18 protein-coding genes are annotated in these 20,970 nt (G+C 60.9%); 10 read left to right on the forward strand and 8 right to left on the reverse strand.

What is annotated here, in order from left to right:
• Positions 1–3: 3 nt before the first annotated feature.
• Positions 4–858 (reverse strand): NAD-dependent epimerase/dehydratase family protein, encoded by an 855-nt coding sequence (locus ACIOU9_RS14315; RefSeq protein ID WP_332487392.1) that lies wholly within the window; start codon positions 856–858, stop codon positions 4–6.
• 76 nt (positions 859–934) lie between these two features.
• Between ACIOU9_RS14315 and ACIOU9_RS14320 the strand changes: the two genes are divergently transcribed.
• From ACIOU9_RS14320 to ACIOU9_RS14335, 4 genes are all read left to right on the forward strand, one after another.
• Positions 935–2,179: a hypothetical protein gene (locus tag ACIOU9_RS14320; RefSeq protein WP_402697309.1), complete on the forward strand. Its 1,245-nt coding sequence runs from the start codon at positions 935–937 to the stop codon at positions 2,177–2,179.
• An 83-nt stretch (positions 2,180–2,262) separates the two neighbouring features.
• Positions 2,263–2,679: a LexA family transcriptional regulator gene (locus tag ACIOU9_RS14325; protein WP_105658603.1), complete on the forward strand. Its 417-nt coding sequence runs from the start codon at positions 2,263–2,265 to the stop codon at positions 2,677–2,679.
• A complete protein-coding gene (locus ACIOU9_RS14330) occupies positions 2,669–3,961 on the forward strand; it encodes a Y-family DNA polymerase (RefSeq protein ID WP_332594866.1) in 1,293 nt (430 codons plus the stop codon). The genes ACIOU9_RS14325 and ACIOU9_RS14330 overlap by 11 nt, the downstream gene beginning before the upstream one ends.
• A gap of 69 nt (positions 3,962–4,030) precedes the next feature.
• Positions 4,031–5,296 (forward strand): glycoside hydrolase family 3 N-terminal domain-containing protein, encoded by a 1,266-nt coding sequence (locus tag ACIOU9_RS14335; RefSeq protein WP_332730651.1) that lies wholly within the window; start codon positions 4,031–4,033, stop codon positions 5,294–5,296.
• A 90-nt stretch (positions 5,297–5,386) separates the two neighbouring features.
• Here ACIOU9_RS14335 and ACIOU9_RS14340 read toward each other — a convergent pair whose 3' ends face one another.
• The 5 genes from ACIOU9_RS14340 to ACIOU9_RS14360 all read right to left on the reverse strand — a co-directional run bounded on the left by ACIOU9_RS14340 (position 5,387) and on the right by ACIOU9_RS14360 (position 12,177).
• Complete coding sequence (locus ACIOU9_RS14340) at positions 5,387–8,458, reverse strand: S8 family serine peptidase (RefSeq protein WP_402697311.1); 3,072 nt, start codon at positions 8,456–8,458, stop codon at positions 5,387–5,389.
• 563 nt (positions 8,459–9,021) lie between these two features.
• Positions 9,022–9,510, reverse strand: coding sequence for an FBP domain-containing protein (locus ACIOU9_RS14345; RefSeq protein WP_105658599.1), 489 nt, complete (start codon positions 9,508–9,510; stop codon positions 9,022–9,024).
• A gap of 362 nt (positions 9,511–9,872) precedes the next feature.
• On the reverse strand, positions 9,873–10,694 hold the full coding sequence (locus ACIOU9_RS14350) for a hydroxymethylpyrimidine/phosphomethylpyrimidine kinase (RefSeq protein WP_105662427.1): 822 nt from the start codon (positions 10,692–10,694) through the stop codon (positions 9,873–9,875).
• Between the two features lie 36 nt (positions 10,695–10,730).
• Positions 10,731–11,345 carry a hypothetical protein gene (locus ACIOU9_RS14355; protein ID WP_133834364.1) on the reverse strand — a complete coding sequence of 205 codons (615 nt, stop codon included), beginning with the start codon at positions 11,343–11,345 and terminating at the stop codon, positions 10,731–10,733.
• A 124-nt stretch (positions 11,346–11,469) separates the two neighbouring features.
• The gene (locus tag ACIOU9_RS14360) at positions 11,470–12,177 is read right to left on the reverse strand and encodes a TetR/AcrR family transcriptional regulator (RefSeq protein WP_332487407.1); all 708 of its coding nucleotides are present in this window, start codon (positions 12,175–12,177) and stop codon (positions 11,470–11,472) included.
• A 355-nt stretch (positions 12,178–12,532) separates the two neighbouring features.
• Between ACIOU9_RS14360 and ACIOU9_RS14365 the strand changes: the two genes are divergently transcribed.
• The 4 genes from ACIOU9_RS14365 (at position 12,533) to ACIOU9_RS14380 (ending at position 16,062) form a co-directional block, all read left to right on the forward strand.
• A complete protein-coding gene (locus ACIOU9_RS14365; protein ID WP_332487409.1) occupies positions 12,533–13,243 on the forward strand; it encodes a queuosine precursor transporter in 711 nt (236 codons plus the stop codon).
• A gap of 66 nt (positions 13,244–13,309) precedes the next feature.
• Positions 13,310–14,005, forward strand: a complete 696-nt coding sequence (locus ACIOU9_RS14370; protein WP_105658594.1) for an ATP-binding cassette domain-containing protein — start codon at positions 13,310–13,312, stop codon at positions 14,003–14,005.
• Complete coding sequence (locus tag ACIOU9_RS14375; protein ID WP_332487411.1) at positions 13,995–15,593, forward strand: hypothetical protein; 1,599 nt, start codon at positions 13,995–13,997, stop codon at positions 15,591–15,593. The genes ACIOU9_RS14370 and ACIOU9_RS14375 overlap by 11 nt, the downstream gene beginning before the upstream one ends.
• Before the next feature lie 13 nt (positions 15,594–15,606).
• Positions 15,607–16,062 carry a GNAT family N-acetyltransferase gene (locus ACIOU9_RS14380; protein ID WP_105658592.1) on the forward strand — a complete coding sequence of 152 codons (456 nt, stop codon included), beginning with the start codon at positions 15,607–15,609 and terminating at the stop codon, positions 16,060–16,062.
• Positions 16,063–16,140: 78 nt separating this feature from the next.
• On the opposite strand, the gene tgt is transcribed toward ACIOU9_RS14380, so the two are convergent.
• Positions 16,141–17,439 carry a tRNA guanosine(34) transglycosylase Tgt gene (gene tgt / locus ACIOU9_RS14385; RefSeq protein ID WP_105658591.1) on the reverse strand — a complete coding sequence of 433 codons (1,299 nt, stop codon included), beginning with the start codon at positions 17,437–17,439 and terminating at the stop codon, positions 16,141–16,143.
• Positions 17,440–17,572: 133 nt separating this feature from the next.
• On the opposite strand from tgt, the gene ACIOU9_RS14390 reads away from it, so the two are divergent.
• On the forward strand, positions 17,573–18,670 hold the full coding sequence (locus tag ACIOU9_RS14390) for an FUSC family protein (RefSeq protein WP_286134340.1): 1,098 nt from the start codon (positions 17,573–17,575) through the stop codon (positions 18,668–18,670).
• Here the strand turns inward: ACIOU9_RS14390 and ACIOU9_RS14395 are convergent.
• Positions 18,667–19,206: an NUDIX hydrolase family protein gene (locus ACIOU9_RS14395; protein ID WP_105658590.1), complete on the reverse strand. Its 540-nt coding sequence runs from the start codon at positions 19,204–19,206 to the stop codon at positions 18,667–18,669. The two genes, ACIOU9_RS14390 and ACIOU9_RS14395, sit on opposite strands and share 4 nt — an antisense overlap.
• 209 nt (positions 19,207–19,415) lie before the next feature.
• Between ACIOU9_RS14395 and ACIOU9_RS14400 the strand changes: the two genes are divergently transcribed.
• Positions 19,416–20,864: an MDR family MFS transporter gene (locus ACIOU9_RS14400; RefSeq protein ID WP_133834369.1), complete on the forward strand. Its 1,449-nt coding sequence runs from the start codon at positions 19,416–19,418 to the stop codon at positions 20,862–20,864.
• Positions 20,865–20,970: the final 106 nt, after the last annotated feature.

Consider the following 20,970-nt stretch of genomic DNA (forward strand, 5'->3'; position numbering starts at 1 on the left):
GCTTTAGGCATGGCGGGTTGATGTCCCGGCAAGGATCGCGCGGTAGCCTTCGGCAAATCCTGGATACTGCAGTTCAAGCCCGCTGGCTAGCAGCTTGGAATTATCGAGCCGGCGGTCGGCAGCACGTCGTGCCGGGGCTTGTCCTGCCTCTTCCGGCGCAGGCAAACCAAGTTCCTTAGCCAAAAACTGGTAGACCTCGCCTAGCTGGGCTGGGGTGCTGTCACTGGCCAGGTAGAGGCCAGCGGCTTGCTCTCCCAGCGCCGCAACGTGAACGATGGCCGCGGCCAGGTCATCGCGGTGGATGCGGTTGGTCCAATGCGAGCCCGCGGGAATCTGTGCGGCTCCGGCAGTGACGTGATCGATGAGCCGGGTGCGGCCCGGGCCGTAGATTCCCGACGCCCGCAGGATTGTTACCGGCAGGCCGCTGCCGGCGAGCGCTGCCTCGGTGTGCGCAAGGACCTGCGCGGTGGGGCTAGCTGGGGCAAGCGGTGCTGATTCGTCGACGAGTTCTCCGTTGGCGCCGCCCATCACTGCGGTGGAGGAGATGTAGATAAGCCGGCGAAGATTGGGGCATTGGGCTGCCAGCCGTGAAGCCAGTTCTTTGGCGACCTGCAGATAGCCGCGCGTGTAGCCATCGGCATCGCGGGTGGCTGGCACGGGAGTGAGCACGACGATTTCGGTCTGCGGATCGATGCTTGGCCACTGGGCGGCATCGAGCAGGTCTACGCTGTGGCCGGTAAATCCTGCGGGCAGCTTCTGGCTGTTGCGCCGCCAGCCGGTGACGCGATGGCCCTCCTGCTGGAGCCGCAGTCCTGCCTCGGTGGCGACATCTCCGCAGCTGACCAGTAATACTTTCACGAGACTCCTTTGGCGCGATATGTCCTCGGAGGCGAATCCCCCTACCCATAGACTAGAACCTTTAGGCCAGCGTGGCATGCGCGCGGAGGAAGGGGGCCAGGTGCAGTCTTCGGTGCGTTGTGTCCTGTTCTGCGTGGTTGCATTGCTCTCCATGCTCGGCGAGGGCATGGCGGTCTTTGCCTTGACCCTGGAATCCGCGGATCAGTTGGGGTCCTGGGGCGTAACCGCGTTGTTCCTCGCCGGCTTGGTTCCGCCGATCCTTGCCGCCCCGGCTATAGGGCGTTGGGTGGACGGGGCAGCCCTTTTCAGGGTGTGGATCCTGAACCTGTGCGTGCATGTGGCGATTTTCGCGGTGATGGCCATTGCCTCCAATATCTTCGCGAGCCTCGCCTTGATGCCTGTGGCCAGTATTTGCGCGGTGGTTAACGGAGCGGTCATTTTCAAGATCATTCCGCGCATCCGCGGAGGCTTCAGCATTGCTCGTGCCAGCAGCTTCCTTGTCGTAGCGACGTCCCTGGCGGGAATCATCGCGCCGGCGATAGCTTCACTCGTCTTCGCGAAAGCGGGGATCGGCGCGGTGCTTTGGTACGCGGCGGCAGGATTCCTGGCACTGGCCCTGGCGGCCATCTTCCTGTCCCGCTCGCAAGCCGCCAACGGGAAAGGAGCAGACGCAGGGAACGAGCCGGATCCGGGTGGACCGGTATCGCCCGGTGGAGCTGCATTGACGCGCAATCCACAATTGCGGATCTTGCTGCTCCCGGTGGCGGCGATCGTGCTGTTTACCGCAGCAGAAGGCGTTTCGGGGGTGTTCTACCTGCGCGGGATCACCGATAACGACACTGGATACGCGGTATTGCTCGGTGCCTGGTCCGTGGGCGCAGTGTTCGGTTCCCTGCTGGGAGGCAATCGCCGCTTCGGTACCCGAAGCGCCTTGCCGATTCTGCTCGGTGGAGGGCTGGTGGGCGCCGCGATCCTCACGGAAGGGCTCTGGTCCAACGCGGCTGGCCTGGCCTTGGTGTTCCTTGCCGGCGGGCTGGGCAATGGACTGCACAATACTGGAGTACGAACAGCCATTTACGAATACGTGCCGGAATCCCGCCATGGTGCTGCTTGGGCGCAGCTGCGGATGCTCATCAACATCATGGTCGCATTGGGCTATCTCATCGGCACCCCGGGATTGCTGATTGGCCCGGCCAGGGCAATTATCGTGGTCTCCGGTGCCGCGACGCTGCTGGTTATCGTTGTATCCGCCGCGCTGTACAGCTGGAAAGCGCAGGCCAAGGTCCATGGGAGGACCTCTGCTACGGAATCCCGGGGGTAGCGCGCTCGCCGGAAACATGAAGGTTGCTGGATAACGCGCTACAATTCAAGCATTCGAATATTTGTACTAGAAAGTGGTGGGGTGTGGCTGAAGAACAGGAGCTGATGCCTCCGGGAGCAACCCAAGGGCCGGTCCAAGCGGTATCCGCGATGGGTTTCCCCTCGCCAGCACGCGATTATTTTGACGGTGGACTGGACCTGAACCGGTTGCTGGTCCGTGACCGTGTCTCCACCTTCATCATGCGCGTCTCGGGCCACGCCATGCGGTCAGCTGGCATCTTCGACGGCGATGAAGTGATCGTGGACCGATCGCTGGCCGTGCGCCACGGCTCTGTGGTCATCGTCAACCTCAACGGGCAGATGCTGGTGCGCCGCTGGCAGATTGACGGCCACGAGGTTGGGCTGCTCAGCGATGAATCTCCCCTGCCCGTGGTACTGGCCGAAGGCGATGAGGTCAGCGTCTTCGGCGTCATTACCAGGTGCCTGCATCATGTCCGCTGACCACGTATCCCTGGTGGACGTCAACAATTTCTACGTCTCCTGCGAGCGGGCCTTCGACTATTCGCTGCGCAATCGTCCCGTGGTGGTGCTGTCGAACAATGACGGCTGCGTGGTGGCCCGTTCCCAGGAAGCCAAGGATCTGGGCATTCCTACCGGAGAACCCTTCTTCAAGGTCCAACGCTATATGGACTCCCACAACCTTGCGGTGCGGTCAAGCAACTATGAACTGTACGGGGACATTTCTGCCCGGGTCATGGAATTGCTCGGACGCTTCGGGACCTGGCACGAGGTGTATTCCATCGATGAATCTTTCGTCGGCCTGGAAGGCAACCTGGAGCAGGTGCGCAGCACCGCGGCCCAGATCCGTGCCGCCATTGACAAGACTATCGGGGTGCCAGTCTGCGTGGGTGTCTCATCCACCAAGACCCTGGCGAAGCTGTCCAACCATATTGCCAAGCACAATCCGGGACTGGGCGGAGTCTGCGTCCAGCAGCTCATGGATCCCGAGGTCCTGGGCAGTATCCTGAACCGGGTTCCAGTCACCGATGTCTGGGGCGTGGGCCGCAAAACCGGTGCCAAGCTGGCAGCCATGGGCATTGAATCCATCGCGGACCTGCAAGCAGCTGACCCTTTGGCGATCCGCAAGAAGTTTTCTGTCGTCTTGCAGCGCACGGTCTTCGAACTCAACGGGCAACGTTGCATCGGTCCGGTGGAGGAGCGCGCGGACCGCGGCCAGGTCATGTTCACCCGTTCCTTCTCCACGCCGGTGCGCACCTATGAAGCGATGGAAGAAGTCATGTCCATCTATGCGCAGAAGGCTGCCGGCCGCTTGGCGCGCGAAGGCCTGTACGCTTCATTGCTTACCGTCACCGCGGGCACCAGCCGCTTCGCCCGGGGAGAAGCCTCATTCCCCAGTGCCCAGGTGCGCCTGTCGCGTCCGACGCGGGATCCCATCGTGCTCAGCAAGCTGGCAATTGCCGCGATGCGGGATCTGATGAAACCGGGGATGGACTATGTTCGCGGGGGAGTGATCCTCTCCGGGCTCAGCGATTCTCCGGGCGAGCAACAGCTGGACCTCTTTGGCCAGAGTCCCGATCCGGCTGCCGAGGAACAAGAAAACGTCTCGTCGGTAGTCCAGGACATCTCCCTGCGATTCGGTGCCAAATCCATTGGACTGGGGCATGCCGGAATGGCCAAAATCCCTGAATGGTCGATGAAACGAGAGCATATTTCGCAGCGCTACACCACCGACTGGGATGAACTGCTGGTGGTGCGTGCCTAGCGTTCTGCCAACGGCAAAAGGTTCTCGGCTCTTCGGCAACTTCGCAGTTTACGGTGGGAGGATGATCTCATGACTACCCGTGCCAAGCAGCTCATGTCAGTCGGAATCCTGATGACGGTGATGCTCGCTAGCTGCAGTGCGCCGAATGCCCAAGAAGCAGCTTCGAGCAAGTCCGCTGGCAGTTCCAGCAGCCCGAGCAGTACGAGGACTCCTGCGCAGCAGGCAACTCCCAGCCCGTCCGGCAACTCCGGGGCCGAAGAAAGCCCATCGCCTAGCCGCAGCCAGGAACCCTCGCTGCGCCAGCAAGCAGAAGCGCTGGCCGACGAGCTGAGCGCCAGCGAACAGGCAGCGAGCCTCGTGATGGCCGGTGTCCCGGCAACAGGAGCAACCGCTGCGGAAATTTCTGCGATGAAGAAGCAGGGAATTTCCAATGTCTTCCTGCGTGGCCGTTCGCAACTGCCGGTGAAGCAGACCGCCGCCCAGGTCCAGGAAATTACCCAGGGCTTGGAGTCCGGCATTCCCGGGCAATTGCCGGCCTGGGTGGCCACCGATCAGGAAGGGGGCTTTGTCCGGGTGCTCCAGGGCCCCGGTTTCACCGAACTGCCGACTGCGTTGACGCAGGGAGGGTGGCCTGTATCGAAGCTGGAGCGTGAAGTGGGCGCCGCCGGGAAAGAACTGGCTGAAGCCGGCATCAACGTGAATCTGGCTCCGGTGGCGGACGTTGTTCCGGCCAGTATCGGCACCGGCAACGCACCCATCGGCTACTTTGGCCGCGAATACGCGCATGACGCCGCGGGGGTCTCCAAGGCCATTTCGACGGTGAACGAAGCGCTGCGCTCCGAAGGCGTGCAACCGGTAGTCAAGCACTTCCCCGGATTGGGCCGGGTCGCTGGGAACACCGATACCAGTACCAAAGTGACCGATACGAAGATCGATGCGGACTCCAGCGATCTGCAGCCATTCGAGCAGGCTATCGAGCAGGGCAAGTCCTGGGTCATGGTCTCCAACGCCCGCTACTCCCGGCTCGATGGAAAGAACGATGCACCGTTCTCTTCGAAGATCATCACCGGATTGCTGCGTGAGCAAATGGGGTATGGGGGAATCGTGATTTCCGATGATCTCTGTGAAGCCAAGCAGGTCGGCTACCTGCCGGTGGGCGAGCGCGCAGTGAAGTTCGTGGCCGCCGGCGGAACTGTTCCGCTATGCGTTAAATCGGCTCCGGCCATCACCATGGCGAAGGCCCTGGCAGCCGAGGCCAAGGCCGATGGGAAATTCGCGGCCCAGGTAAGAGAAGCCGCAGTACTGGTTCTCGAAGAGAAGCTGCGCATGCAATAAGCTGCGCGGCTGGATCTTAAAGGTGTAGGCCCGGGGCTCTTCCTTACTCGCTAGGAAGTGCCCCGGGCCTGCTCTTGGGAGGTGGAAGGCCTACTTCTTGCCCTTCTTCTTTCCGTCAGTTACTTCCAGAACCTGTGCACGGTCATCATTGCCGTTGTGCAGGTGAAGCAACAGTGCCTTCGATGCCTTGGTGCTGTCTGCAACGGTCACCGGGATCTGGGTACCGGACAGATCGGTGAACAAGGTGCCTTCTGCACCGAAATCAACCTGTGGCGCTGCCACGTTGAAGTCGATCCAGTCGGTCTGGTCAACCGGGATCATCGAGCCGTTCTCATCGGTGTTGTACCAGGAGTAGCCCAGAACACGGTAGGAGATCTCCGACGAATCCTCATCGAGCCCCAGGGCGGACAGGGAGATCGGGAAGACCGCTGCATTGGTGTCGAAGGTGTTGGTATCGACATCGCCGAGCATGCCGTTCACTGGCTGCAGATCAACTTGCTCGCCGGTGGCGAGGTTGAAGGTTGCTGCCAGGTCAAGGTCAACTTCGTCGAATGCGGCGTTGAAGGTAACGAAGTCAGCTTCGCCGTCGCCATTGGTATCGATCTCGACATCCAGCTCGGTGCCGCCAGCCAGATGGGCCCAGTTGGCCCAGGTGGAGATGCCGACATTCAGCAGGCCGTCAGCCACGCCGGTGCGGGCAGCGGTGCTCGATGCGCCAACGTGCTGCAGGTCCACGGAACGGGCCGCCGGGATGCTGTCCAGCGAATCGTCGCCGCGCTCACTCGAAGCCCCCAGCTCGAAGGCACCGAGCAGGGAGGTCACCGAAGTAGCGCCCTCGCCAGCAGTGATGTCCTTGCCCTTCAGGCTCAGGGTGGTGGTATCCGCGCCCTTCTTCAGCTTCTTGAGCTTGCCCTCCATGTCGGCAGCCAGCTTGGGTGCTGCCTGGACTGGAATGCGCAGGGTCGGAGCATCGATGGCAGTCAGCTCGACGCGACCGCTGGCATCGGCAACCCAGGCACGAGCCAGACCGGACTGGCTGGTAGCCATGGTTGGATCGATGGTCTTGGCCCACTGCTGCGGGTCAACGCTCAGGGTGACGTTCAGCTTGGCGCTGCCGCCGGCCGGCACGGTGACACTGCTGCGATCCAAGGTGAAGCTTGCGCCTGGGATCTCGGTAGCGGCCACGTAATTGGCGTCATAGCTCTGCGCCTTGCCGCTGGTGTTCTCAATGGTGATTTCGCGCTGCGCGCTGAACGGCTTCTTGCCTCCCAGCTCGATAACGCCGAAGACCACGCTGGTCAGATCCGCTGCCTCGGAATCGTAGGCGAAAGCAGGGCTCTGGAGTGCTGCATCGGCCATCACGCGACCGGAACCAACACGGTTCGGACCGTAGGCTTCGCCATTGGCGGCCTTGATGTCGGTGGCCGCGGTGTTCATGATGATGCTCTTGGCTTCATATGGGGTGTAGTCGCTGTCTTCCAGAACCAGCGCGGCGATACCAGCAACCAATGGAGTGGCCATCGAGGTACCGGTCATCACGGCGGTGCCGGTACCGGTGCCCACGCCAACCGAGCCGATCTGCGTACCTGGGGCAGCCACATCCGGCTTGACCACGCCGTTGGAACCGTGGACGCCACGCGAGGAAGAGGAATTCAGCGTGTCTGCAACGCCGGACTCGCTGGAGGAACCGCCAACGAATTCGGGGGACAGGGTAACCTGCAGCGTGCCAGCTTCAGCTGCTGGGCGCAGCTTGTTCGACTCGTCCAAGGTGAACTGCGCACCTGGGATGGTCGCGTTGCCGGCGATGCCTGCATCGAACAGGTTGCTTTCTGCATCCAAGAGGACACCGGTGGCACCGGCGGCTTCAGCGTTGTTGAAGCGGGCGCCGGAACCGCAAGGGAACTCGCCGTTCTCGCTCCACTGCAGCCAAACCCACTTGCCTTCCAGCGAACCTTCTTCGAAAGCGTCGCAACCGAATGCGTTATCGGCCGGAGCCATCACTGCTTCTCCGGACAGGACGGCCGGATCAGCATTGGTGTAGTTGAAGTTCGCCGAGTACTGGCCCGAGGCCGAACCGGCGACATTGTCGGGACCATCGACCTGGATCTTGTCCAGGGTGACGTGCGAGCCAACGGAGTTGGCTACGGTCAGCGAGGAGCGCGAGTTGCCCGGCGAACCGCCCACGTCGGTGACATCGCCGGCATTGCCGGAAGCGACAACCGAGAGGATGCCGGCTGCGCTCAGGGCGTCGACAATGTCATTTTCAGGGTCGTTGGCCGGGGAATGATCCGAACCAAGGGACATGTTGACCACGTCGGCGCGGTCCGAGAAGTCGCCGTCGCCGTTCGGATCAAGTACGTAGTCCAGTGCTTGGCCAACCACGGAGGAGGAGCCGCCGCAACCGAAGACGCGGATGCCGATGAGCTGTGCGTCAGGGGCCGAGCCCGGGCCGACCTTCATCTGCGCCAGCGCGTCGGCGTCCAGCGAGGAATAGTCCCCGGTGAAGGTCGAGCCATCGGCGTTGACGCCATAGCCTGCGGTGGTTCCGGCAACGTGGGAGCCGTGTCCGGCAGCTTGGCAGTCAAGCGGGTTAGGGTCCGGATGCGGAATTGGCTGGTAGGTGGGATCGTCGGAGTCGGCGTTGTAGTCATCGCCAACCAAGTCCCAACCGCCAATGAACTTGTTGGTGTCGATCAGGCCCGAATCTGCACCGGGCAGCTCATCGGAAGCCTGGGCTTCCTTGTAGCCTTCCAAGGTGCCCGGGCCGCCGAAGCTGGCATGGGTGTAATCCACACCGGTATCCAGTACAGCCACCTTGACGCCGTCGCCGGTCTTGTCCAGGGACTTCCATGATTCCAGGGCGCCGGTGTCAACTACCGAGCTGCGGTTGGAGGGCTTCTTGGGAACGATGGAGCTGATCTTGGCAACGTCGCTACGCTGTGCAAGCTTGCGCAGATCAGCGGCATCACCGGTCAGTGCGACACCCTGCAGTGCGTTGTGCGTGGTGTAGATGACCTTCGAGTTGGCCTCGGCTGCCAGCTGCTTGCCCTTGGCCTTGACCTCCTTGCCGATCTTCTTGACCTTGGCAGTGTCCTTCTTCTTGCCGGACTTCTTCACCGTCTCGAAGGCGCCATCACCCTGGAACTGAACGAAAACAGACACTTCACCAGTTGATTTGGCAAGAGGTCCGGAGACTTTCAGGTTGGACAGCGCTGATGAACTGGTGATTGGCAGGGACGCGGCATTTTCGCCGTCGCCTGGTTGGGGGATTCCTGCTGCGCTTGCCGGTCCTGACAAGGTAACAGCCAGTGCAAGCGCAGTGGCTGATCCCAAAATCAGGCGCGGCACTCTCTGCGTGCGGCGAGTGACCATGATTCTCCTAGCTGGGCTGGATAGCGGTGCTGCTCCCGTCATGGGCGGGCGACATAAAAGCGGTGCGAGCCTTGATGATCGTCCGGGGTAAACGTCCGCTAGTGCGTATACCCATAGCTGGAATCTTAGGTGACGTAGCTCATATATCAAGGGGTTGTTGAATAGTAACCTTTGGCTGGATATTGTGCTGGCTTGGGAATTTCACAATAAAATCCGCGAACCACTGCGACAAACCCGCCCAGCAAGGCCTGATGGGCCCGTCCATTTTTGAGAAAATTTGGACGCTTTGTTACTCATCAGTTCACTACTTGCTGGGCGGGCGGCGCCGGAATCGGCTTGAAGGCTGCGGTTGCCTAGAGGCGGTTCAGGAAGCTATGCACGCGCTCGTCGAGCAGCTGGATGCGCTCGGCAACGACAACCATTGGGTCCGGGTAGATCGGATTCTTCGGAGGCGGGATCCGCACATTGCGGGAGCACTCGAAGTTCAGGCAGATCAATGTCCCCAAGGTATTGCCGTCACGTCCAGCCTGGCCAGCGCGCTTGGTCGTCCACATGCCTACCGCGCAGGGGATGTTCACATCGCGGCACATCTCGCACATCGTGGCGTTGGTCGGCTTGCGGCCACCGTCGGTGGGGCGCAAGAGGATGCCGCGGGTCTGCCCCGCTTCATCGGTGTGGAGCAGGTAGCCGCGCTGCATCATTTTCGGGTCGCGCCAACCCAGGTACTCCAGCGAATCCCACTCGAGGGAGGCAAAGTTTTCGGGCAGGGTCAATTTCTTCGCTTCTTGGCGGCTGGCGTTGATGAAGGAAGAGCGGATGGTTTTTTCGGTCAATGGCTGCATGGGAAATCCTCAAATAGTCCGCACGCGCTTCATGGGCGCACGGAATCACGAATCGTCAAGGTGTTGAGGTCTGCAAGGGAACGAAAAATTGGGGGCACTGGAACATTGCCTAAGGCAGGAGCCTTAAGCGGAAAATGTGTTGCCAACCCCGTTCGATACGCAGACGAACGGGCAGAGCGTCAAAGTGGCTTGCATAGCCGACCGCTCCTTCCTGTGGTTCTCCACGCATTGATTCTGAGCACTTCCGGAATAACCATAACAAGTGCGGTTGGCTTAGGCCAATGACTGGGATCACGGTTAAAGCAGTTTGCTGGCCACCGCCGTGAACGGCAGTGGCCAGCAAACACTCCAGCAGCCAGGGCCTAGCGGCGGCCGCCCTGCCAGAGTGCGTCAAACGGGGTGTTGCCAGAAACGCGGTTGCGGATGCCTTCGGTGACAAACGCCTTGGCTGTGCGGGCTGCCTCCAGCGGGGTAGCGCCCTTGGCCAGCTCTGCAGTTACGGCTGCGGCCAGCGAGCAGCCCGCGCCGGAGACCGCAACTTCGCCGATCTTCTTCTCGCGCAAGACCTCGAGGGTCGTGCCATCGTAGAAAACGTCCACGGCGTCTTCGCCAGCGATGCGGACTCCACCCTTGGCCAGGACCGCCGCGCCGGAGACCTCGTGGATCTTCTTGGCAGCTTCGATCAGATCATCTTCGGTGGTGATCTTGATTCCCGAGAGCTGTTCAGCCTCGAAGTGGTTCGGGGTGACGAACGTAGCCAAGGGCAGCAAGGCAGCCTTGAGGGCTTCGTCGGTGTCCAGTGCGTGGCCTGGTTCCTGGCCCTTGCAAATCAGCACCGGGTCCAGCAGTACGTTGTCCCACTGCTGGGACTTCAACGCGGTGGCAACGGTGTTGATCGTTGCTGGCGAGCCCATCATGCCCAGCTTGACCGTGCTGAGCTTGTCCTCGTAGCAGGCCTGGATGGCTTCGAGCTGATCGGCAATTACCTGCTGGTCAACGGGAACGAAGCGGTGGTTCCAGGAGTCCTTGGGATCGAAGGAGACGATGCAGGTCAAAGCCACGATGCCGAAGGTTCCCAGTTCCTGGAAGGTCTTCAAATCGGCCTGGGCGCCTGCGCCGCCAGTGGCTTCGGAACCAGCGATGGTCAGGGTCATGGCTGGAGAGGCAGTGTTTGTATTAGTCATAGTCTCAATTGCGGGTAGTGCGGGTAGGGAATGGGATTAGCCGTGCTGCCAGAAGCTGAGCGTGGTCGCTTTGGACCAGCCCTCGGGAAGCTGCTGGGCGTGTTCTGCGGTGGCTACCAGCAGCAGCCAGGGCAGCCCGTGGCCGAAAGCTGCGCCTGCAAAGTTAGCCAGTACCGCGCGGCGAGCCGCATCGGGATCAGCGGGGGAGAAAAGGTCCGGGTCGGTAAGCAGGCCGTAGTTTTCGCCGTAGCGCATGCGTCCTCGGGCGACCGGACGGTCGAAGTCGGTAACCTCAACGACGTCATAGTTATCCATTGGAGCCTCGAAAAGCCCGGACGTATCGGCGAGCTTGACTACCTGCTCGACGTCGTCGGGCTTGCCGGCCAGCAGATGCATGGTCGTGCTTGGCTGCCAACCCGAAGTGGCGAGTTCTGCAGCGGTGCTGTCGTTGGGAGTGCCCAAGAGGATCAAGCGCTGCGCGTCCTTTGGCGCGGACCAGGAAGCATCAGGCCAGTAGCGGAGGATTTCCACGTCTTCACCGTCTTGATTCACCGAACGAATCTCGTGCTGGTTCGGGAAGGAAGCAATGCGATCACGCAGCGTGGCGTAGTCGTGGGTCCAGCTTGGCAGTGCTCGTGCCATTGCGCTCATAGTGCTGCATTCTCCTTTGGTTCGCTAGGGATCACCTATCGGCATGTTTGACTTTACGCCTTAAGGCGCGGTGATACGGAACTCTGTGTCAGGGTGTTTGCCGGCTCGCGCAATCCGCAGCTTTTCAGGAGGCTTTCGGCCGTCTCAGCGGTGAAGGATCTGCCATGGACACCTCGGCAATCCCTGCTGGCCCTGGATCCATCAGTGCCAGCACATCTTCAAAGAGCGAGCGCACCACAGGCAAGCGGCAGAGCACCGCGAACTTGGCGGCAACCGGTGCCATGTTCTTCATCAGAAGCCTGGATCGGCGCTGCTGCGGCGACTGGTCGAAAGCCCACGCCGAGAAGATCTGGCGGGAGACCAGCAGCAAGAACTTCGGCAGATCGCGTCGTATGCCCAATGGGGGCAACGGGCGGGATCCGGAAACGACCTTCTCCCATATCTCCAATTCAATGCTGGAAATCTCGTCGTTGCCCATATCGCGCGCGAGCATCAGACGCAGGAACGCAGGCCCGAAATCGTGATAGGGAGCCAACGCTTCGACGCCCGTGTCGAGTACTGCGCGGATGTTGGCTTCGAGGGTATTTCCCTCTGCGAGCATCCCCGCGCAAAGATCGAATTGCTCCCTGCGCAGGTTCAGCAGGAGCTGGGCAACGATCTCCTCTTTGGACTTGAAGTAGTAGTACGCATGCGACAGGGAAACCCCTGCGTTCGAAGCAATGGCACGCATGCTCGAGGCTTTATATCCGTCCGTGGCAAAGCACTCCAAGGCAGTTGCCAAGAGCTTGGCTTGGGTCTGCTGGCCTTTTTCGGTGCGTGGTTGCGTTGTCATGGAGCCTTTGGATGGAAGTGGGTGGATCCGATTCTACCAATTATTTGAACGCGTTCAAAAAAGGAAAATTTTCATGCTGATGTACGGGAGGACGGTCACTGCACTATTTGTTTCCTCGAATTTATAGTTCGAAGACATTCAAGTGAGATATGAATTTTGGAATTCTTTGATTTCTGAAACATGGTTGGCCTTCAACAGGTGAGAACGTGGCCGCAGTTATGCATGGGATACTTGTTGCGTAAGTGCTAATACAGCGGGACAGCGCGCAGGCATGGAACCTCCACCCTTTTGATTCGTGGGCAGGGCCGTGCCTTTTAGCGATGTTCTGGCGAACCACTTTGACAAGGAAAATTTCATGGGCGATTCCAACGCCAGCAACAATCTGATTCGAACCAAGAACGCGGTTTTCGCTTCTTCGGGTTCTCCCTACTTCTCCACGGTGCTCACCTTGATGGGCGCGGTCGTGATTCTTTCGAATATCGGCGCCTCCAAAGGTGTCAGCTTCGGTCCGCTGGTCACCGATGGCGGTTTCTTCCTCTTCCCGCTGGCCTACATTCTGGGCGACGTCATTGCGGAAGTCTACGGATTGAAGGCGGCTCGCCGTTCAATCCTGGTGACTTTCGCCTTGGCGTTCTTCGCAGTGTTCTGCTTCTGGGTCATGATCCAATTGCCATCAGCCGAGTTCTACGACGGGCAAGACGCATTTGAGCGCACCCTTGGCCCGATCTGGCAGATCGTCGTCGCCTCCGCTTGCGGCTTCCTGGTGGGGCAGCTGGCCAACTCATGGGTGCTGGTCAAGCTCAAGGAACGTACCGGCGAGCGCGGGCTGATTCTCCGCTTGATCGGCTCCAGCGGTGTTGGGGAGTTCCTGGATACCCTGATCTTCTGTGCCATTGCAGCGCCAGTTATCGGCATCGCCGATGCGCCGACATTCATCAACTACGTGGTGGTGGGCTTCATCTACAAGACTGCCGTGGAGGTCCTGTTTGTTCCGGTGACCTCGATGGTCATCAAATGGTTCAAGAAGCGCGAACCTGGCTACAGCCAAGCGGCCATCGCAAGCTAGTGATCCTGTGGGCATCATCCGTGAGGGCGATGCCCACAGCTGTATCCGGACACTAGAATCGATGGCATGCAGACAGGTCAAAGCGCTGAAGTTCAGCTAGAAGCACGCGACTTGACCATTGGCTATCCCAATCGCGTGATCTGCGGGCCGATCAACCTGCAGCTGGCTCCCGGTGCTGGCTTAGGAATTATCGGTGCCAATGGCAGCGGAAAATCAACACTGATCCGCACGATCCTGGGACATCTCATTCCGGTGGAAGGCACCGTCGAGTTCCAAAGCCTTCCCGTGAATGAAAGCTCGGAGCATTTTCGCCGTACCGTCGCAGTACAGGTCACCGACGGCGCCTTCTTCGAAGAACTCACGGTGCGCGAACATCTGGAAATGGTCGCTCGTGGACACGGACTGGATGATTGGGCCCAGTTAGTCCAGGCAGAACTCGACTTCTTCGAAATCACTGCTGCTGCCGATCACCTTCCCGGCGAGCTGTCTTCTGGCCAACGCCGTAAGCTGCTGCTCGCCGCGGCCTTGATCCGTCCGGCAGAACTGCTGATTCTTGACGAACCGGAACAACGCCTGGACCTGCGTATCAGGCAGAAGCTGTACCAGCGGCTTGCCGGGGTACGCGCCAGGGGAACAACTTTGCTAGCGGTGACCCATGATCCGCTGATGGTGCGAAGCTGCGTGGACCAAGTGCTGCTTCTGGATGAAGACGAGGGTGAACTGCTTGATCCGCAGGCAGGGGCGCAGTGGCTTGAGCGCTAGCCGGGTTGCAAGCCATGCCGTTGATTTCAATCCTCGAGAACTGGTCAATAGAGCCAAGAAGCGGCGGAATTTCTCCGAGAAATTCGACAGCTTTTCCGATGCCTATGTCTGGGTGCTGGCCGCGCTGGTGGCGTTGGCCTACCTCTTCAGCGCACTCTTTGGCATGCTGTTTGTGCTCTTGGGCGAGGGCGTAGCGCACCAAGAGCTGCCCAGCGCCGTCTGGCGCTTGCAGGACCTCTCTTTCGTGCTATTGGCCTTGGCCGGCTTGGCAACCTTTCGGCTCATGCTCTACCTGGGGCCTTGCGGGCTCAGTGCGGCCAAGGCCGACTGGTGGCTGCCGCTACCGGTCAAGCTCCGGGCTATCCGCCAGCCGACTTGGCGAAATGCGGTGCTCATCGGTCTTTTCGCGAGCAGCTTTGCCGGTGCGTTGTGGCTGATCGTGATGCTGGGGCTGGCCGGATCGCTCCCGGTACCCGTTGCAGTCCTTGGGCTCGCCTGCTTCGCAGTGGCCGGTGTCGGGCTTGCCAACGCGGCCACGGCGATCCAGGGGAAGAACCACCAAATAGCTGCGCGACGGATCTGCGACTGGGTGGGCCTCGGGCTGCTCATCGCCTTGGCCGTGCTGTGGATGCTCTTGATGTTCCAGATTCCTTGGGCCCAAAGCCTGGTTGGCGCTATGGCTGCGGCCACCTTGAAGCCGGCTGCCTGGGTGCTCGCCTTGCTCGTTATCCTGGTACTTAGCGGCGCGAGTACGTACGGTGCGTTTCGCCATTTTGACCAGATTCCGGGCCAGGCGTTGCGTTTTGCCGGAGAGCACCAGCAATTCGCCGTGGGGGCTTTGATGCAGGGCGACTCGCGAGGCCTCTCGGCTCCGGCGACATCCGCTATTAGCCGCAGGCGCGCACGCGGTGGCAAGCTCACCGCCAAGTTGCCGGTGGCGTGGCGCATTCTCTGCCTCCGTTTGCTGAGGGGAGGCCGTTGGCATTCGGTGGCCGGGTTCCTGCTCCTGGCTTTCGCGTTGGCCGCCACGGTTCAGCGAATTGCCAACCCGCTGAGCGCAGCGGCCTTTTACCTGGTGCTCTGCCTGGTTCTCACCTTGAGCATTTCCGCGACCATTGCACCGCTCGTTTCCGAACGGCAGCTCACCCAGCTTCTAGGGATTTCGGAACAGCGCCTGATGCGGGCAGCAACGCTGTATGCAATGCTCTTTTCAGCCACCGCCTTGCTGTTCTTGACCGGCGGGCTGGGAATGCTGGGCATGATCCAGCTGGATCGCATTTGGCTTTGGATCGCCGCAGGCCTGGTCGCCGCGTTGGGGTGTGCTGCGGCAAGCAGTGCCCACGCCAGCAGGGAAGAACGGGACTGGGATGCATTACTCGGGGGAGCCACCAGCGAGTCGGCCGTGGCCACGTATCTTTTCCTGGAAACAGCGACTTTCCTTCGGGCAGCTGCCACGTTCTCGCCAATTTTCTTCTTGGTGCTCAGCCCCGGTACTCCCATTCCCTTGTTGCTGTGGATCGCGGCAATGCTCTTTGGTGCAAGTGCCCTGGTTCAAGTTTCCGGCAGGAAGCTGGGCGCGGGGGCGTAGGTAGTCTTGGAGGATGAACGATTTGATTTCCATCCACGAGCCCGATGGGCTTTCCGCAGAATTGCTCTACTCAATACTGAAACTGCGTGCCGAGGTATTCATCGTCGAGCAGCGATCGTGCTACCCGGACATCGATGGCCGCGATCTGGATGCCGGCACTGTGCATCTGGTGGCCACCGAGAACGGGAAAGTGCTGTGTACTGTGCGAATCATGGACAGCGCAAGCGGCACTCCGCGCATTGGGCGGGTTGCAACGGCCGCAGAAGCCCGAGGCCGGGGCCTGGCCGGGGAACTCATGCAGCGTGCCGTGGCGCTTTGCGCTCCGGAGGCGGAGATCCAGCTCAGCGCCCAGACCCAGCTGGAGGGCTGGTACGGAAAGTTCGGTTTCCTCCGCTCCGGAGAAGACTATGACGACGACGGGATCATGCATTTGCCGATGACCCGCGCAGGGCAGAGGGCTTCGGCTTAGAAAAGCCAGAGGCATCGATTCTCCTTGCACTGCCCAGTGCGTGGAGAATCGATGCCTCGACTGCTTTGCGGCCCTTGGCTACAGGGCGGCCGGCTGGCCCTGCGGATCCGGTTCGCCAGCGTAGTAGCTGGAGAGCACCTTGTCCTTGAGCTCGAAGAAGGTTCCATCTTCGATCGCCTGGCGCGCGGATTCAACCAGCGAAACAGTGAACTGCTCGTTGTGGATGGAAATCAACGTGTGGCTGAGCAGTTCCTTGGCCTTGTACAGGTGGTGAATGTACGCACGGGTGAAGTTCTTACAGGCATAGCACTCGCAGCCTTCCACCAGCGGAGTGAAATCCCGCTTGTAGCGTGCGCCGGAAAGATTGAAACGGCCCCAGGGGGTATAGAACGCCGAGTTGCGCGCAACGCGAGTGGGCGAGACGCAGTCGAAAGTATCGGCACCATTCTCAATCGCGGTGAAGACGTCATCTGGCTCGGAAATGCCCAGCAGGTGGCGCGGCTTGTTCTCTGGAAGCTCTTCGGCGCACCAGCCGACGATGGTTCCCAGATTTTCCTTCTCCAAGGCGCCGCCGATGCCGAAGCCATCGAAGGCCATGGCCCCCAAGTCCTGGCAGGCCTTGCGGCGCAGGTCCTCGTACTGGGCGCCCTGGATGACGCCGAACAAGGCTTGGTATTCCTTGCCTTCGCGGGAGTCGGTCAATGCAAAGTGCTCGGCAATGCAGCGCTCGGCCCAGCGCCGGGTGCGCTCCAGGGACTCGACCTGGTAGCCGCGGGAATTCTGCAAGGTGGTCAGCTCGTCGAAGGCGAACATGATGTCCGCGCCGATCCGGTGCTGCACGCCCATGGAGATCTCAGGGGAGAAGCGGTGCTTGGTGCCGTCGAGATGGGACTTGAACCAGACGCCGTCCTCGTCCACATTGGCCAGGCGTTCCTTGCCCGGGGCCACGGCGTCGTCCGGACCAGACTGGTCTACGGACTTCATGTCGATGACCTTCTTGAAGCCCGAGCCCAGGCTCATGACCTGGAATCCGCCGGAGTCGGTGAAGGTCGGCCCCTGCCAGCCCATGAACTTGCCTAGTCCGCCAGCTTCATCGAGGATATCCGCGCCTGGCTGAAGATACAGGTGGTAGGCGTTTGACAGCACAGCCTGCGCGCCAAGCTCCTGAACCTGCACCGGGGTGACTGCCTTGACGGTAGCTTTGGTGCCTACCGCAATGAACGCGGGCGTCTTGACGTCGCCGTGCGGGGTACGGATAACGCCGGTACGTCCCAACATCGGGGAACCGTCCGGAGCGGTCAGCCGGGTTCCGACTTCAAAGCCGAATTCATCCTGGCGGGCATGCGGGGCACTGGGGTCAAAGTTCTTTTCGGACACGTACCAAGTGTGCCGTATTAACCGCGCGGTGAGGAAAACGACAGGGGCAATGTGCGCCAAAACCTAACGCTTCACAAGGCAAAGCGCGAATAATGGAGCGTACGTGTTGTGTCCAACGCGACGGAAGGAAGATGTGGGTCTGGAGAATCTGAAGGAATCCGCCAAGGCGCTCATTACGCTGGGGCCTGCCCGCAAGGACCATTGGATCGGCCTGCGCACCGGCATCGGTGTTTTTGCGCCTCTGATCACGCTCTTCGCGATTGACCGGCTGGACCTTGTGGTCTTTGCCGTGTTCGGCGCCTTTACCGGCGTGTATGGGCGCGTGGACGGCTACTGGAACCGGTTGCGGATGCAGGTGCGTTCCGGGGCCTTGTTCTTCGCGGTAATCGCCCTGGCGCTGGCCGCTTCGCACTGGTGGATCGACCATTCGGACCCTGGAATCAAGCAGTGGCAAGTAGTTGGCGCGACGACTCTCGTGGCCGGTGCCTGCTCGGTGCTGGTGGGTTTCATGCGGCTGCGGCCCGGCGGTTCGCTGTTCCACATCTTCGCATTCGCGGCAATTGCCTCGATCCCCGTCCCCGCGCCAATCGGCGAAGCCCTGCTCGTGTCGGCCCTGACGATCTTGTTGTCGGTAGCCATCGGTGCGGCCGGTGCACTCGGGCAGTGGACCAGCTTGTGGAAGCGCACCCCGCTGCCGCCACTATCGGATAACGTCCGCAAGGCCATCTGGTGGGAAGGGCTGTTCTACATCCTGACAGCCGGCGTGGCCGGCGCCTTGGCCAATACCGTGGGCAGCAGCCTGGAAGCCGGGCACAACTACTGGGCGATGGTGGCCGCGGTGGTTCCCCTGGTCGGGCACACCACGACCTTGCGCATCCGGCGCGGCGTGCACCGAATGCTCGGCACCCTGGCAGGCATGGTCCTGATGGCGATCTTGATCTTCCTGAACCCGCAGGTCTGGATCCTGCTCGCCTTCATCGCCATATGCCAATTCATGGCCGAGCTGCTGGTCATGCGCAACTATTTTCTGGCGCAGGTCTTCATTACCCCGATGGCGCTCGTGGGCGTCTCGCTGGTGACGGGCCTGAGCGGCTCGGTGATGTACGACCGCGTGGTCGAGACCCTGATCGGCTGCACCGTGGGCATGCTCGGGGTGCTCTTGGGAAGCTGGGTTGGATCAATCATCAAGCGCCGGCAGGGAATCATTCCAAATAGCGGGCAGCAGGGCTAGATATTCACTCCGACATGGGCTAATGCCTGACGGAGAATATTTTCTCGACCGCCAGCGAACTCGCCCTGGATGTCCGAGCTGAGCGCTTCGCTGGGCGAAAGCCAGGTCAGCTCCAACGCATCGGAGCGAGGGCTGGTCTCGCCGCGAACCGGCACGATGTAGCACATGGATACGGCATGCTGCCGATCATCGGTCAGACCGGTTTCGCTCGGCGCCGGGAAGTATTCTGCAACGGTGAAGGGCACCGGTGAAGCAGGAAGCTGCGGAAGCACCATGGTGCCCAGGTCCTTTTCGATGTGGCGGATCAACGCGGCGCGTATGGTCTCGCGGTACATCACTCGCCCCGAAACGAAGGTGCGCAGCATGCGCCCGTCATCATCGCCGGTGAGCAGCAGGCCCACCTCGTTGACGTAGCCCAGCGGGTCCAGGCGCACGGGAATGGCCTCGACGTAGAGCATGGGCAGGCGCTGCCGTGCCTCGTAGAGGTCTTCTTCGGAGAGCCATCCAGGGTATGGGTCAGGAGTGCGCACGTTCATGGTTCTATCTTCGTACACAAACCCTCGACATTCCGTGAAGCTGGATCTGTGTTGCCGAACTCACCTATAAGGTTTCCTGCACCCCTAGTGCACCGCAATCCCAAGCGATAAAATCGATAGAGCTATTTGAACTTTCTTGCCCGGCGAAGCAGCCGCAAGCGTCAGATAGCGTTTCCTTTTCCGAATCCTCGTGGAAGCAGATTCCTGCCGTGACGAACGCTCCAGAACGACTGAGCAAACAGAACTTCACCACGATTGCGGTGCTGATTGTTTCCAGCTTCGTGGTCATCCTGAACGAGACCATCATGAACGTGGCCCTGCCTGTTCTGATGGATGAATTCAATGTCACCGCTGACGCGATTCAGTGGCTGTCAACCATCTTCATGCTGACTATGGCCGTGGTCATTCCAATGACCGGCTTCCTGCTTCAGCGGATGAGCATCCGCAATGTCTTCGTCTTGGCCATGGGCCTGTTCACTCTGGGCACCCTGCTGGCTGCCCTCGCGCCGGGCCTGAGCGTCCTGCTGGTGGCCCGCGTGATCCAGGCCAGCGGCACCGCCATCATGATGCCGCTGCTGATGACCACCATCTTGCATCTGGTCCCGGCTGAGCGCCGCGGCGTGCTGATGGGCAATGTCTCCATCGTGATCTCCGTAGCCCCGGCCATCGGCCCGACGGTATCCGGACTGATCTTGCAGTACCTGTCGTGGCGATTCATGTTCATCGTGATCATCCCGATCGCGGTTGCGGCTCTGCTGATCGGCACCCCTCGACTGTCCAAGGACGTTGACGGCGCCTCGACGCCGCTGTCCATTCCTTCGCTGATTCTGGCCATCCCGGGTTTCGGTGGCCTGGTCTACGGCCTCAGCGGCTTGTCGGTTGGCGTCACCCCGCTGAACCTGGGCATCCTTGTTGGCGCGATTCTGTGCCTGCTCGCTTTCGTTTTCCTGCAGCTGAACCTGCAGAAGGAAGACAAGGCGCTGCTGGATCTGCGTCCGCTGAACTACAGGGCTTTCACCCTTTCGCTGGTGCTGATGATGTTCTCGATGATTTCGCTGTTCGGCGTGATCATCCTGCTGCCGATGTTCTTCACCAACGTGTTGGGCATTGAAACCCTGACCACCGGTTTGATCATGCTCCCGGGTGGTCTGCTGATGGGTGTCCTGGCGCCATTGGTCGGAAAGCTCTACGACAAGGTCGGCGCCCGTCCGCTGATCGTTCCCGGCGCCCTGGTGCTGCTGGTTTCGCTGCTGGGCTACGCGGTGGTCCTGGATGTGGACACTCCGATCTGGCTGCTGGTTGTCATGCACCTGGTGATGAGCTTGGGCCTGGCCTTCATCTTCACCCCGGCCTTCACCACTGCGCTGAACCCGCTGCCGCACAGCCTGCACTCGCACGGTTCGGCCCTGCTCTCGACCTTGCAGCAGTTGGCGGGCGCCATGGGCACCGCCCTGCTGGTTGGCGTTGTCGCCTCATCCACCGCCGCGAAGATCGCAGCTGGCGGCGATCCGCTGACCGCTTCGGTCGAAGGCTTCCAACCTGGCTTCCTGATCGGTGCCGGCTGCAGCGTCGGCATCGTGGTGATCGGTTTCCTGCTTGGCGGCAAGAAGAAATCGGCTGGAGTCGAAGCCGAGCCTGCGACGGTTCCGAGCCACTAGGCTGCAGGACAGTGCAAGAGCCGCTGGATCCCATCGCGGGGTCCAGCGGTTTTTCCATGCCCGCGGGCAAGATTCTTCGCCTCCACGCAACTGGCCAGTAATGTAG

It is taken from the genome of Glutamicibacter sp. NPDC087583 (assembly GCF_044743685.1).
Classification (GTDB): Bacteria; Actinomycetota; Actinomycetes; order Actinomycetales; family Micrococcaceae; genus Glutamicibacter.